The following is a 14,250-nucleotide window of genomic DNA, read 5'->3' as shown; positions in this document are numbered from 1 at the left end:
TTCCTTAGTGCAAACCAAAAACGTTGAGCATGGTGGAGAGTTTCACACCGGTTTCGCGCCACTCACCCACCGGGGAGGAGGCAGGCACAATGCCCGCCCCGGCAAACAGGCGAACAGACTTCTCATGCAGACGCGCGCAGCGGATGGTCACCACCCACTCACCGTTACCTTCGCTGTCGCACCAGCCGACAATGCCGCCGAACAGTTCACGATCAAACGGCTCCAGTTCGGCAATCAGTTCTTTTGCCGCCTGATGCGGGAACCCGCTCAGTGCTGGGGTCGGGTGCAACAGGCAGGCCAGGCTCAGGGCGTTTTCGTTTTCTCGCGCGTCACCTTCCACCGGCGTCGCCAGATGCCACAGCGTGGGTGTCGTGATCAGCTGCGGAGAATCAGGCATGCTGAGATGGTGGCTGCGCGGCGCCAGAGTAGATTTCATCGCCTGAGTTACCAGGTCGTGCTCGTGGCGGTCCTTCTCAGAAGCCAGCAATTTATTGCCCGCCTCGCGGTCAAGCACATCATCGGGCTGACGACGTGCAGAGCCTGCCAGCGGGAGCGAGCTAAAATGAGTCCCCTCTTTTCGTAACAGCAGTTCCGGGCTTGCTCCCAGCAGCACGTCCCCCTCTTCCAGCGGCACATGGAAGTTAAAACTGGCCGGGTTCTGGGCGATAAGACGCTCCATCAGAGCACCGCTATTCAGAGGCTTGTCGGTCGCGATATCAATCAGGCGCGATAGCACCACTTTGTTCACCTGAGGCGTGGCAGTAAGTGCGGCGGCACGGGCGACCATCTCTTCAAAAACAGGCTGCGGGGGAATTTCGATGCGTTGCTCCACCTTCAGCGCCTGCGAGCCGGAAAAATAGGGAGCGGATTGCTGACGTGCAGGACGGGAAAATGTCTGCCAGCGTTGTGGAATAAACAGTGACGACCGTTTGCGGGTATCGAACGGAATAGCCCCTACCATCACCGGATGCGCGATACCGCTGGCTTTTGCATCCCGGAAGGCCTGCGCTAATTTTTGCTGGAAGTGGCCAGTCAGGTCATCACCACCGACGGCAGGTTCAGAGAAGCGGGCAAAACAGCCGGACGTGGTAAAACTGCGGTAAGGCGACATAAAGAAAAAGCTGTCTGATTGCAGCGTGGTCGCGGTGTGCTGAACTTCCTCAGCCAGGGACGTATCCATATCATCCTCCTGAAATGATAAAAGAAGCAATAATGATTATCATTTATGTTTTCGTCGGCTAACCTAATCCCACAGCGCTCCGCTGTCAACCATCGGGTAAATACTTGTGCGACAAACGCTTGCATCCCTTTCTTACAACCATGAAAATGAGAAGCATTATCTTCAACAAAAACAGGATGTCGCTCAGTGAAATTCCCTGCCGTTTGCCGCAATGCCCTTTTTTTAACAGGACTTTTTGTTTTAGGACTAACCTCAGCCACCGCCGCAGACTGGCCGCGGCAGGTCACCGACAGTCGTGGCGTGCATACCCTGGAGAGCAAACCGGCGCGTATTGTCTCCACCAGCGTGACGTTAACGGGTTCCCTGCTGGCGATTGACGCACCGGTGGTTGCCAGTGGCGCCACCACGCCCAACAACCGCGTGGCGGATGCACAGGGCTTTTTACGTCAGTGGGGAGATATCGCGAAACAGCGCAACGTTGCGCGTCTTTACATTGGCGAACCCAGCGCCGAAGCGGTCGCCGCGCAAATGCCGGATCTGATTTTGATCAGCGCCACCGGCGGGGATTCTGCGCTGGCGCTCTACGACCAACTCTCCGCCATTGCCCCGACGCTGGTGATCAATTACGACGATAAAAGCTGGCAGGAACTGCTGACGCAGTTGGGCACCATCACCGGGCAGGAAAAGCAGGCCGCAGAGCGCATCGCGGCGTTCGATAAAAAGCTCACCCAGGTGAAACAGCAGATGAAACGGCCACCACAGCCAGTGAATGCCATCGTCTACACTGCCGCCGCACACAGCGCCAACCTCTGGACCGCTGAATCCGCGCAGGGCAAGCTGCTGCACCAGCTTGGCTTTACGCTGGCGGAATTGCCCACCGGATTGCACACATCAAAAAGCCAGGGTAAACGCCACGACATCATCCAGTTGGGCGGCGAAAACCTGGCAACGGGGCTGAACGGCGAAGGGTTGTTTGTGTTTGCCGGTGACCAGAAAGATGTCGACGCGATTTACGCCAATCCGCTGCTGGCGCATCTGCCTGCGGTGGAGAACAAACGCGTCTGGGCACTGGGCACAGAGACGTTCCGCCTGGATTATTACAGTGCGATGTTGGTTTTAGACAGACTGAATACAATGTTTAAGTAGGCATTAACCCTCCCTCTCCCTGTGGGAGAGGGCTGGGGTGAGGGCATCACGCCGCACCGTCGTTTAACACAACCTCCTGCCTGAACCGCCGCAACTCCACCAATACCACCAGCAAAATCGCGCCAAGTATCGCTAAGGCAAACCCGCTGCTGCTCGCCGACGCCACCGGGGTCATCATTGCCCCCAGCCCACCAAGGATCGCCGCACCAATTGCATCCCCCGTTACGTTCTGTGCCGTCCACAGGCCATTAATTCGCCCCAGCATCCCTTCCGGTGTCTGGGTCTGAATCAGGGTATATTGCAGCAGCGAACTGATAGCACTCAACCAGCCGAAGAGCACCAGACAAATCACGCCCAACGCCCACACCGGCATCAGGCTGAAGAAACCAATGGCGATAAACGAGGCCAGCGTGGCAAGCAGCATAATCAGCCCCGGGCGTACACTCTGTGCCAGATTACCACTGGTCAGCGCGCCACACGCCGCACCAAGCGGAATGGCGGCGTAGAGAATGCCAATCTCCGAGGCGCTCATCTGCCACTCTCCCGCCAGTGCCGGGTACAGCACGCGCACGGCGCTGGCCATCGTCAGCAGGCCGCCGAGCAGCGCAATCCCGCCAATCAGCGGGTTGCTGAACAGGAAACGAATAGCGGCCATCAGAGATTTCAGTGGATGTTCACGCGGCTGCGACGGAGGTGGCAGCAGCGGCAGGCGCAGCAACGTCAGCGTGGTGATGAAGGTTCCCGCTGCCGCCAGGCCATAGTTCCACGCCACGTTGCCGGTCGCCAGCAGCAGACCGCCGACCATCGGCGAAATCACCGAACCCAGACGCACGGTCAGCATGGTAATGGCTCCCGCCTGCATCAGGTTTTCACGCCCCACCAGCGCGGGGGTGGCAGCCAGCAGTGCCGTTACCCCTAGCGAGGCAAAAAAGCCGTCCCACAACCCGAGGGCGTAAATTGCCACAAGCGACGGCTCCGGCAGCATGGCGTTCAGACACAAGCCAATAAACCCCACGCCGCAGGTACCGCGCGCCAGCAGGATCAGTTTTTTACGCTCGTAGCGGTCTGCCAGTACACCTCCCACCATCAGGCCAATAAACATCGCCCCGCCGGTTAAGGTGACGGATAACCCCACCAGCCAGCTGGAGTGTGTCATGGTCTGGATCTGTACCGGCACGGCAACGCCGAGCAGGCCGAGAGATAAAATAGAAATAAAGCGGGCGATAAAAACTGCCCGATATGCCGGGTGTGTTTTAAGCAGGCTGAGGTTGAGCAGCCAGGATTTTTGATTCATGACAAAGCCTTGAGTGTAATTCTACCCATTCAATGGGTGCACATGCTAACATAGCCAAATAAGATAGATAACGATAATCACTATCATTATCAAATCATGGATGTTGCTATGTCGTTTTCCTCCTCTTCGGTGCGCGCCATTGTCGTGCCCGTTTTATTGCTGCTGTTGATCCTTGCGATTGCACTCAGCCTGCTGGTCGGCGCGAAACCGCTACCCGCATCTGTTATTGTCGACGCGCTTTCCGGCACCTGCCAAAGTGCCGACTGCACCATCGTGCTCGATGCCCGCTTTCCCCGTACCCTTGCCGGGCTCCTGGCCGGTGGCGCGCTGGGTCTCGCGGGTGCTCTGATGCAAACCCTCACCCGTAACCCGCTGGCCGACCCCGGTATTCTGGGCGTTAACAGCGGCGCCAGTTTTGCCATTGTGCTCGGCGCGGCCATGTTCGGGTTAACGTCAGCGTCTGAACAGCTGGTGATGGCCTTTTGCGGCGCACTGGTGGCCTCGCTGGTCGTGGCCTTTACCGGCAGCCAGGGCGGCGGGCAACTCAGCCCGGTACGTCTGACCCTTGCGGGTGTCGCGCTCGCCGCGGTGCTGGAAGGGTTATCCAACGGCATCGCCCTGCTCAACCCGGACGTTTACGACCAGTTGCGCTTCTGGCAGGCCGGTTCGCTGGATATCCGTACGCTGGAAACCTTAAAGGTGGTGGTGCTCCCGGTGATCATCGCTGCCGCCGTCGCGCTGTTTTTAAGCCGGGCGCTGAATAGCCTGAGTCTGGGCAGCGATACCGCCACTGCGCTTGGTAACCGGGTTGCACGTACCCAACTTATTGGTCTTCTTGCCATTACCGTCCTGTGCGGCAGTGCAACGGCGGTAGTCGGCCCGATCGCCTTTATCGGCCTGATGATGCCGCATATGGCACGCTGGCTGGTGGGGGCAGATCACCGCTGGTCACTGCCGGTCACGCTTCTTGCAACGCCTGCCCTGCTGCTGTTTGCCGATATCCTGGGACGTTTGCTGGTACCCGGCGAGCTGCGCGTCTCAGTAGTCAGCGCCTTTATCGGCGCGCCAGTGCTGATCTTCCTGGTGCGACGTAAACGCGGAGGTGGCGCATGATGGCCCCATCCCGTCGTTTAGTAACCTGCCTCTCCCTGCTGGTTATCACCATTTTGATACTGTCAGTCTGGAGCCTGCGCAGCGGTGCGATATTGCTTGATTTCAGCCAGGTCTTTGATGCGCTAACTGGCAGCGCACCGCGCAATGTCACGCTGGTAGTAACGGAATGGCGCCTGCCGCGCGTGGCGATGGCCATTCTGGTGGGTGCTGCACTAGGTATTAGCGGCGCGATTTTCCAGTCACTGATGCGCAACCCGCTCGGCAGCCCGGACGTGATGGGCCTCAATACCGGTGCCTGGAGCGGCGTGCTGGTGGCAATGGTGCTGTTTGGTCAGCATCTGACGGCCATTACCTTTACCGCCATGGCCGGCGGCATTCTGACCTCGCTGATTATCTGGGCGCTTGCCTGGCGTAACGGTATCGATACCTTTCGTCTGATCATCATCGGCATCGGCGTACGTGCAATGCTGATGGCGTTTAATACCTGGCTGTTGTTGCAGGCGTCACTGGAAACCGCGCTGTCTGCGGGACTGTGGTACGCCGGCTCCCTGAATGGCCTGACATGGGGCAAAACGTGGCCTGCAGCGCCGCTGATTATATTGATGTTTATCGGTGCTCTGCTGCTGGTGCGCCGCATGCGCCTGCTGGAGATGGGCGATGACAGTGCCTGTGCGCTGGGTGTGAGTGTTGAACGTTCGCGCCTGATGCTGATGCTGATCGCCGTCTTGCTGACCGCTGCGGCGGCGGCGATTGCCGGGCCAATCTCCTTTATCGCCCTGGTGGCCCCGCATATTGCCCGGCGTCTTAGTGGCACTGCGCGCTGGGGCTTAACCCAGGCGGCGCTGTGTGGAGCATTGTTATTGCTGGCCGCCGATCTCTGCGCCCAACAGCTGTTTATGCCTTATCAACTTCCGGTGGGTGTCGTGACCGTCAGCCTCGGCGGGATTTACCTCATCGTCTTGTTAGTTCAGGAGTCACGCAAGAAATGACTGACATAGCTTCCCGCTTGCGCGGCGACAACTTAACCCTGGGTTACGGCAAAAAAATCATTGCCCGTGACTTAACCGTTACCATTCCGGACGGCCACTTTACGGCGATTATCGGCCCGAACGGCTGCGGAAAATCGACCCTGTTGCGTACCCTCAGCCGTTTGATGACGCCAGTTGAAGGCAGCGTGTACCTCGACGGCGAACACATCCAGCACTTCGCCAGCAAAGAAGTGGCCAGGCGCATCGGGCTGCTGGCGCAAAACGCCACTACGCCGGGCGATATCACGGTGCAGGAGCTGGTCTCTCGCGGACGCTACCCGCATCAACCGCTGTTTACCCGCTGGCGTAAAGAGGATGACGAGGCGGTGACCCGCGCGATGCAGGCGACGGGCATTACCGATCTCGCCCGGCAAAGTGTGGATACCCTCTCCGGTGGGCAGCGCCAGCGCGCGTGGATCGCGATGGTGCTGGCGCAGGAGACTTCCATCATGCTGCTGGACGAGCCGACAACCTGGCTGGACATCAGCCATCAGATTGATTTGCTGGAATTGCTGAGCGATCTCAACCGCACGCGAGGGTACACCCTGGCGGCGGTGCTGCACGATTTAAACCAAGCCTGCCGCTACGCCACGCATCTGATTGCGCTGCGGGATGGCGAAATTGTGGCGCAGGGCGCACCAGGAGAGATTGTGACGCCGGAGCTGATCGAGCAGATCTACGGTATGCGCTGCATGATTATTGACGATCCGGTGGCGGGAACGCCGCTGGTGGTGCCGTTAGGCAAGCGTGCGGTCTGATGCCCTCACCCCGGCCCTCTCCCACAGGGAGAGGGAGCAACCCCTCCCCCCTTCAGGTCGTTACCCCAGGATTTCCTTCAACACCGGTCCTATCTTCTCAAACGCCTGCGGTGAAATGATATCCACGTGGGCGCAATCCTGGTAATGCACCTCCAGTTCACCGACCCACGGCGCCCAGGCCACCTGCGGATCCAGCGTTCTGGTGCGCTCGGCAACAAACAGCGTCGCTTTGCCGTCAAAGCGTGAACTGTACGCCGTTGTTAACAGCCGCACGGCATCGGCGTAGTTGCCTTCAATGGCATTAAACAGCTCACTTGAACCCTGCCCCTGCTGCGCGGCGATAAACGCCTGACGCTCGCGCTCAATTTCCGCCAACACTTCCGGGTCGAGGCCGTTGGCCTCTTTCTCCGCCCAGTTTTGCGTTTCCGGCGGCCAGGTATCCAGCAGGCCGAGGAACGCCACCTCTTCACCCTGATCGCGGAGACGGGCGGCAATGCCCTGAGCCAGCGTACCGCCGAGTGAATAGCCGAACAGGTAATACGGCCCCTGCGGCTGCTGGGCCCGCAGCGTCGTCAGGTGATGCTCGATCACACCATCCAGATCGGCGCACTGCTGCATCGGCCCGTCCGGGCGCGGCGACTGAATACCTACGATAGACCAGCGCGGGCGAAGGTAGCGCGCCAGCACGCTGAACTGCCAGGCAAAACCGGACGCGGGGTGGAAACAGAACAGCGTCGGGCCATCGCTTTCACGCAGCGGCAGAAGGGTTTCATACCCCAGACGCTGCGCCTGCTCGTCACTCATCTGTGAATCCAGCAGCACGCTAAGCTTGCTCACCGTCGACGCAACCATAATCTGCCCCGGCGTCACCTTGCGGTCGAATGCGCGGCTTAGCTGTGCCGCCAGGCGCATCGCCAGCAGCGAGTGTCCTCCGAGGGCGAAGAAATCGGCTTCGATATCATTCACCTCGCAACCCAGTAGCGCAGAAAACGCCTGCGCGACGGCAACTTCGGTGCCCGTCTCCGGCGCGCGGCCGGAAGTTTTACTGGTGAGATCTGGCAGCGGCAGCGCCTTGCGGTCAAGCTTGCCGTTCGCACTTAACGGCAGCGCACTGATTTGCAGAAGCACCACCGGCACCATATGCGGCGGAAGCTGCGTTTTAAGTGATTCCAGCAAGGCATCGCGATCCAGCGGCAAACCGGATTCGGAGACAACATACCCCACCAGCTGACGGGCATCCCCACCCGTTGCCGCCGCCTGGTTGAACACACAGGCGTGCGCCACAGCCTGAGCCACGTCCGGCAGCGAGAGCATCGCCCGGTCAATTTCACCCAGCTCAATACGCTGCCCGCGAATTTTCAGTTGATCATCGCTGCGGCCTAAATACTCCACCGCGCCGTTATCCAGCCAGCGGGCGACGTCACCGGTGCGGTACATACGTTCACCTGGCGCGAACGGGTCAGCGATAAAGCGGCTGGCAGTCAGATCAGGACGACCCAGATACCCCTGCGCCAGCTGAATACCGGTGAGATAGAGATCGCCTGCCACCCCAAACGGCACCGGGCGCATCATCGCATCCAGAATGCGCAGCCCCGTGTTCCACACCGGGAAGCCAATTGGCACGCTGTTGCCGTCCACCGCCGCCAGTTCAGGGCCATACGCCGGATACCAACTGACATCCACAGCCGCTTCAGTCGGGCCGTAGAGGTTATGTAGCGGCGCATGGGTTAGTTGCTCCCATTCCCGGCACAGCGCCGTAGGCAGGGCTTCACCGCTGCAGAATACCTGCTTAAGCGACTGACAACAGTCGACGTTCTCCGGCGTCAGCGAGGCGACAAATGCCGCCAGCATCGACGGTACAAAGTGGGTGGTGGTCACACCGTGTTGTGCGAAGAAGGTCTGCATCGCCTGCGGATCACGATGTGCTTCCGGCTCGGCCATTACCAGTTTCGCCCCGGCAATAAACGGCCACCAGAATTCCCACACCGAGACATCAAAACTGCAAGGCGTTTTCTGTGCCACCACGTCGCTGGCGTCCAGCGGGTAGTGATCCTGCATCCACTTCAGGCGGTTTACGATGGCAGTATGTCCAACCATCACCCCTTTCGGGCGGCCAGTGGAGCCAGAGGTAAAGATGATGTACGCCGTCTGCTCCGGCTTCGCCAGGCGCAGCGGTTCAACCTCCGCAGCCGGTAATAGTGTGTTGTAACTAAACGCAGTTATCGGCAGATCGCTAAAGCGCGGAAGCTGCTCGTTGGTGGTGATAAGCAGCGATGGCTTCGCATCCTCCAGCATCATCCGCAAACGATCGTCCGGGTAACCGGTATCCAGTGGCAGCCAGGCAGCACCCGCTTCCACAATGCCGTGCAGCGCCAGCGTCAAAAACACGGAGCGTGGTAAGGCCACCGCCACGCTGTCGCCCGGCTTCACGCCGCGTTCGCGCAGTAACGTTGCCAGCGCGACAACCTGCTCACGCATCTGGCGATAGCTCAGTTCAATATGCGCGTCCGCCAGTGCAGGGGCGTCCGGCGTTTTGCTTGCCTGCTCCGCCACCAGATCCGCCAGCGTGGTGGACGGTAGCGCCAGCCCGGTATCGTTGATGCGCGCCAGTTGGGCGTACTCCTGCTCCGAAACGGTTTCCACTTCGCTACAGCGCAGGTCTGGGTTGGCGGCAAACTGCGTCAGCATCGCGTTCAGGCGCGCCGCGTGACGGGTAAGTGTCGCTTCATCGTAGCGCTGTTTATTAGCGAGGATCTCAATGCTCAATCCACCCTGCTCGTCCGGGAAGAGTGCCAGCTCCAGATCGTTCACCGGCCCGGTGGCCAACGTATGAGTGATAGCTTCCACACCGTCAATATCCAGCTGATAATCGAAAACTTTGACGTTCAGTACCGGGCCAAACAGCGCTTCGTCGCCTGCGGCACGACCGCTGTCGCGCACAATTTGCTCGGCGTCGTAACGCTGATGGCGGCGCATTTTTTTCAACTGATTCGCCAGCCGCAATGCCAACTCTGGCAGACTCTCCTGCGGATGGATATTGACCGCCAGCGGCAGGACATTGAGTACCGGTCCGGTGGCGGTCAGCGCGGCGGAACCCATGCGACGCATAAAGATAAACCCGGCGGCATAATCCAGCCGTCCCGTCAGACGCCCAAGCCACAGTGCCACCAGTGCCAGCGCCAGATCGGTACGCTGCACCTGCCCTGCCGCCTGTGCCAGTTGGCTAAAGGCGCGGCTGTCAGCGGTCATGTTCAGACGCAGAATGTCGGTGGTTGCTGCACGCCCGGGGAGCGGTGTGGAAGAGAGCGAAACGGGGGAAGGAAGCGCTTTGCGCTGTTCAGCCCAGAAAGCGCCATCTCGCTGATACGCCTCGCTGTCGCGATAGCGCTGATACTCTTCCACCACCTCCGCGAACGGCGTGAAAGGAGAATCTGGTGTGGGCTCACTCTTTTTCCATGCGCGATAAATTGCGGTGATCTGCCGGGTAATAGCCGGGAAACTGAAGCCATCCACCACCAGGTGGTGATAACGCTGATACCAGTACCAGTGGCCTTCAGCTACCTGAATCAGCTGGTGAAACGCCAGCGGCTGGCCGCTGTCTACACGCAGGTTCTGGTTGAGATCGGCTGTCATCAGCGCCACAGCGTCATCATGTGAGCCGACGCGAATGACGGTGGGTTCCGGCAACATCATGGACTCATCCACCCACTGCCACACCTCGCCATTATCTTCGGCAAAGCGCGTGCGCAGGGTATCGGCCTGCATCATGCCTTCAGCGATGGCTTTTGCCAGCAATGGTGCGTCGATATCGCCTTTCAATTCGGTGTAGTGCGCCACGCTCCAGGCGTTGGGCAACGTGGACAGCTGTTCCGCCATCCAGATCCCCGGCTGGGCGGCGACAAGAGGAAGACGGTTCATACGCTCTCCCCCGCATAATGAGACGGTTCTAACGTTTGCCAGTGTTCGTCCAGCCACTGCTGGCACGCTTCCTGCGACTGCGCCTCACATACCACACGCCAGCCAGCGGGCAGTGCGCACTGCTGCGGCCACAGGCTGTATTGCCCCTGTTCGTTAAGCAAAACGGCAAACTGTCCTTGCGGATTATCGAAAGGATTACTGAATTCCATACAGACTCCGTGAGTGAATAAGCGGCTGCCAGAGGGTCATCAGCCCCTGCGTCAGTCCACCGCGCCAGCAAAGTGCATCGTGGCCACCGTCAACCTGACGCCAGATAACCGGTTGCTGTGTGTGCTGTAGTTCGGCATAGATCGCCTGATTCGCGCGGAAAATAAGCGGTTCATTGCGCCCGGCCTCAAGGACAATACGCAGCCCATATGCGGTTTTTTCGCCGGTTCTGAGTTGTTCGATGAGCAGTCCATCCTGCTGCGCACCGCGGTGCGGCCACCAGTAAGATCCAGACTGGCTGAGAATGCAGCCAAAGCGCTGCGGCCAGTTGAGTCCGGCATAAAGTGAAGAGAGTCCGCCAAAGCTCTGTCCCGCCAGCACAGTACGGTCGGCGCGGTCACTAAATGGCGCGTGTTTTTTTACAAGAGGGAGAAGTTCTTCCTGCACCGCCAGCCAGAAATCGGGGTTACAGGGCAGTTCGCGGCTACGGTGCTCAATATCAATCACGTCGATCAATACGTAGACCGCAGGTGGCAGTTTGTGCCCGGTGGTGAGCGACGTCAGCGCAGACCACACCGGCATGCTTTCGGCCCAGAACTGACCGTCGAGCAATATCGCCAGTGGGCGCTCTGGGCTGTCATCCCCGGTGGTAAAAATCCACACGCGGCGGCGGTTGTCCAGACGTGTGCTGTTCCACTCAATGCAGACTGGCGGCTGATACGGCGTATCGGGATGATCCCAGCCGGGCTGAACGGGCGCGTCCGGCATCTCCAGCGCCGAGACGGCATGACCACGCCCCCCCTGCCAGCTCTGAACATTCAACGGGTCGGAAACCGCGAGTGGCAACAGCTTTCGCCAGCCTTCACGTAACGCCAGACGATCAGGATGTGCATCTTCAAACACCGCATCGGCAAAATCGTGTTCGTTATCAGAAGGGATAAAACAGTAGCTCCCCCGCCACTCAGGGCTGAACTCCCCCTGCCACTGCCAGACATCAGTATCGGGAATGCGTTCGAGGGATTGCGGGCGAGCATTTTGATGGTGGTCGGTTATGCCGGTGATGTAGAGCCAGACGCGTTTTATCGTCGATGTATTTTGCGTGCCTTTCGGATCACGCCACCAGAACGTGACGCGATAGTTTCCCTTTTCACGTACCCATTCAGGTCCCTTTTTCGACTGCCACCACGCATCACTTCCCGTTGTTAACACCGTCACCCTTCTAACCTCATGTTTAACAGTCTTTTTTGTTTCAGGACAAATTTTATTGATAATATTATTGATAACTATTTGCATTTGCAATAGCGTAATGCCCGCGCTGTGGGAAGCGCGTTCATAAGTAACCATAAAAGCGGGACATCCAATGAATAAGAAGATTCACTCTCTGGCCTTGCTGGTCAATTTAGGGATTTATGGCGTCGCGCTGCCAGCCATGGCAGACGACAATACCGCCTCTGCACAGCACGAAGACACGATGGTGATCACCGCCGCCGAGCAGAATTTGCAGGCACCGGGTGTATCGACCATTACCGCCGATGAAATCCGTAAAAACCCGCCCGCACGCGACGTGGCTGAAATCATCCGTACCATGCCGGGCGTTAACCTGACCGGGAACTCCACCAGCGGCCAGCGCGGGAATAATCGTCAGATCGACATCCGTGGCATGGGCCCGGAAAATACCCTGATCCTGATTGACGGCAAACCGGTGACCAGCCGTAACTCCATCCGTCTGGGCTGGCGCGGTGAGCGTGACACGCGCGGTGATACCGGCTGGGTGCCACCGGAGATGATCGAACGCATCGAAGTGATCCGTGGACCAGCCGCCGCGCGCTACGGCAACGGTGCGGCGGGCGGTGTGGTAAACATCATCACCAAAAAGTTCGACGACCAGTGGCATGGCTCCTGGAACACCTATCTGAATGCGCCTGAACACAAGGATGAAGGGTCCACCAAACGCACCAACTTCAGCCTGAGCGGCCCGCTGGGCGGTGATTTCAGCTTCCGCATGTACGGTAACCTCGACAAAACCCAGGCCGATGCGTGGGACATTAACCAGGGTCACCAGTCTGACCGTACCGGCATCTATGCCAATACCTTGCCAGCAGGCCGCGAAGGGGTTGAAAACAAAGACATCAACGGGGTGGTCCGCTGGGATTTCGCGCCAATGCAGTCTCTGGAGTTTGAGGCGGGCTATAGCCGCCAGAACAACCTCTACGCGGGCGACACGCAGAACACCAACAACGACAATGCGCTGGTGAAGAAGAACTACGGTAAAGAGACCAACCGTATCTATCGCCAGAACTTTGCCGTAACCTGGAACGGCGGCTGGGATAACGGCATCACCACCAGCAACTGGGCGCAGTACGAGCACACCCGTAACTCGCGTCTGGGTGAAGGGCTGGCCGGGGGCACTGAAGGTCTGTTCAACAGCGATAAATTCACCGACACCGACCTGGCCGATGTGATGCTGCACAGCGAGATCAACCTGCCGATTGATTTCCTCGTCAACCAGAACCTGACCTTAGGTACCGAGTGGAACCAGCAGCGCATGAAGGACTCTACCTCCTTCACGCAAACCCTGCAGGGCGGGACCGTCCCGGGGATGAGTAACAATCGCAGCCCATATACCTCCGCAGAGATCTTCTCGCTGTTCGCCGAGAACAACATGGAACTGACCGACAGCACCATGCTGACCCCGGCCCTGCGCTTCGATCATCACACCATCGTCGGCAACAACTGGAGCCCATCCCTGAACCTGTCGCAAGGTCTGGGCAATGACTTCACACTGAAGATGGGGATTGCCCGCGCCTATAAAGCACCAAGCCTGTACCAGACCAACCCAAACTACCTGCTGTACAGCAAAGGCCAGGGGTGTTACGCCAGCTCTGATGGCGTCGGGTGCTACATGATGGGTAACGACGACCTGAAAGCGGAAACCAGCATCAACAAAGAAATTGGTCTGGAGTGGAAACGCGACGGCTGGCTGGCGGGCGTGACCTGGTTCCGTAACGATTATCGCGACAAGATTGAAGCGGGTTATACGCCAATTGGCCACACCTCTTCCGGTAAAGTGCAGACGGATATCTACCAGTGGGAAAACGTACCAAAAGCGGTAGTTGAAGGTCTGGAAGGCTCCCTGAACGTGCCGGTCAGCGACACGATCAACTGGACCAATAACATCACTTACATGCTACAAAGCAAGAACAAAGAGACCGGCGACCGTCTGTCGATCATCCCGGAGTACACGCTGAACTCAACCCTGAGCTGGCAGGTGCATCAGGATGTATCACTCCAGTCGACCTTCACCTGGTACGGCAAGCAGCAGCCGAAGAAGTACAATTACAAAGGCCAGCCGGTAACCGGCTCGGAGAAAGACGAAGTCAGCCCTTACAGCATCGTTGGCCTGAGCGCGACCTGGGACATGACCAAAAACGTCAGCCTGACCGGCGGCGTGGATAACGTCTTCGATAAACGTCAGTGGCGCGCGGGTAATGCCCAGACCACCGGGAATGCCACCACCGGGGCATATATGTACGGTGCAGGGGCATATACGTATAATGAACCGGGTCGCACCTGGTACATAAGCGTGAATACGCGTTTTTAAGCACT

10 protein-coding genes are annotated in these 14,250 nt (G+C 58.7%); 5 read left to right on the top strand and 5 right to left on the bottom strand.

Translation table 11 applies throughout. The features are described from left to right. Nucleotides 1-4: 4 nt before the first annotated feature. On the bottom strand, nt 5-1,180 hold the full coding sequence (entC, locus tag HED65_RS07455) for an isochorismate synthase EntC (RefSeq protein WP_114978058.1): 1,176 nt from the start codon (nt 1,178-1,180) through the stop codon (nt 5-7). 186 nt (nt 1,181-1,366) lie between these two features. On the opposite strand from entC, the gene fepB reads away from it, so the two are divergent. Continuing rightward, a complete protein-coding gene (fepB, locus tag HED65_RS07450) occupies nt 1,367-2,326 on the top strand; it encodes a Fe2+-enterobactin ABC transporter substrate-binding protein (RefSeq protein ID WP_114978057.1) in 960 nt (319 codons plus the stop codon). Between the two features lie 46 nt (nt 2,327-2,372). Here the strand turns inward: fepB and entS are convergent, their stop codons facing one another. Beyond that, nucleotides 2,373-3,620 carry an enterobactin transporter EntS gene (entS, locus tag HED65_RS07445; protein WP_114978056.1) on the bottom strand — a complete coding sequence of 416 codons (1,248 nt, stop codon included), beginning with the start codon at nt 3,618-3,620 and terminating at the stop codon, nt 2,373-2,375. A 108-nt stretch (nt 3,621-3,728) separates the two neighbouring features. Between entS and fepD the strand changes: the two genes are divergently transcribed. The 3 genes from fepD to fepC are packed head-to-tail and all read left to right on the top strand — an operon-like array spanning nt 3,729 to nt 6,519. Beyond that, complete coding sequence (gene fepD / locus HED65_RS07440) at nt 3,729-4,733, top strand: Fe(3+)-siderophore ABC transporter permease (RefSeq protein WP_114978055.1); 1,005 nt, start codon at nt 3,729-3,731, stop codon at nt 4,731-4,733. Further along, nucleotides 4,730-5,722 carry an iron-enterobactin ABC transporter permease gene (gene fepG, locus HED65_RS07435; protein WP_114978054.1) on the top strand — a complete coding sequence of 331 codons (993 nt, stop codon included), beginning with the start codon at nt 4,730-4,732 and terminating at the stop codon, nt 5,720-5,722. The genes fepD and fepG overlap by 4 nt, the downstream gene beginning before the upstream one ends. Further along, the gene (gene fepC, locus HED65_RS07430; protein WP_114978053.1) at nt 5,719-6,519 is read left to right on the top strand and encodes an iron-enterobactin ABC transporter ATP-binding protein; all 801 of its coding nucleotides are present in this window, start codon (nt 5,719-5,721) and stop codon (nt 6,517-6,519) included. Before fepG ends, fepC begins: the two co-directional genes overlap by 4 nt. 60 nt (nt 6,520-6,579) lie before the next feature. Here the strand turns inward: fepC and entF are convergent, their stop codons facing one another. The 3 genes from entF to fes are packed head-to-tail and all read right to left on the bottom strand — an operon-like array spanning nt 6,580 to nt 11,937. After that, nucleotides 6,580-10,437 (bottom strand): enterobactin non-ribosomal peptide synthetase EntF, encoded by a 3,858-nt coding sequence (entF, locus tag HED65_RS07425; RefSeq protein WP_114978052.1) that lies wholly within the window; start codon nt 10,435-10,437, stop codon nt 6,580-6,582. Next, on the bottom strand, nt 10,434-10,646 hold the full coding sequence (locus tag HED65_RS07420) for an MbtH family protein (protein WP_114978051.1): 213 nt from the start codon (nt 10,644-10,646) through the stop codon (nt 10,434-10,436). Before HED65_RS07420 ends, entF begins: the two co-directional genes overlap by 4 nt. After that, nucleotides 10,633-11,937 (bottom strand): enterochelin esterase, encoded by a 1,305-nt coding sequence (gene fes, locus HED65_RS07415; RefSeq protein WP_209313348.1) that lies wholly within the window; start codon nt 11,935-11,937, stop codon nt 10,633-10,635. The genes HED65_RS07420 and fes overlap by 14 nt, the downstream gene beginning before the upstream one ends. 67 nt (nt 11,938-12,004) lie before the next feature. On the opposite strand from fes, the gene HED65_RS07410 reads away from it, so the two are divergent. Next, entirely contained in the window at nt 12,005-14,245 is a 2,241-nt protein-coding gene (locus tag HED65_RS07410; protein ID WP_114978049.1) for a TonB-dependent siderophore receptor, read from the top strand. Nucleotides 14,246-14,250: the final 5 nt, after the last annotated feature.

The organism is Pantoea sp. LS15, from assembly GCF_012241585.1.
GTDB lineage: Bacteria > Pseudomonadota > Gammaproteobacteria > Enterobacterales > Enterobacteriaceae > Enterobacter.
This window is presented reverse-complemented; position numbering and strand designations above follow the sequence as displayed.

Coding starts and splice junctions, on each gene's coding strand:
- entC (WP_114978058.1), bottom strand. CDS start 1,180: ATGGATACGTCCCTGGCTGAGGAAGTTCAGCACACCGCGACCACGCTG.
- entS (WP_114978056.1), bottom strand. CDS start 3,620: ATGAATCAAAAATCCTGGCTGCTCAACCTCAGCCTGCTTAAAACACAC.
- fepD (WP_114978055.1), top strand. CDS start 3,729: ATGTCGTTTTCCTCCTCTTCGGTGCGCGCCATTGTCGTGCCCGTTTTA.
- fepG (WP_114978054.1), top strand. CDS start 4,730: ATGATGGCCCCATCCCGTCGTTTAGTAACCTGCCTCTCCCTGCTGGTT.
- fepC (WP_114978053.1), top strand. CDS start 5,719: ATGACTGACATAGCTTCCCGCTTGCGCGGCGACAACTTAACCCTGGGT.
- entF (WP_114978052.1), bottom strand. CDS start 10,437: ATGAACCGTCTTCCTCTTGTCGCCGCCCAGCCGGGGATCTGGATGGCG.
- HED65_RS07420 (WP_114978051.1), bottom strand. CDS start 10,646: ATGGAATTCAGTAATCCTTTCGATAATCCGCAAGGACAGTTTGCCGTT.
- fes (WP_209313348.1), bottom strand. CDS start 11,937: ATGCAAATAGTTATCAATAATATTATCAATAAAATTTGTCCTGAAACA.
- HED65_RS07410 (WP_114978049.1), top strand. CDS start 12,005: ATGAATAAGAAGATTCACTCTCTGGCCTTGCTGGTCAATTTAGGGATT.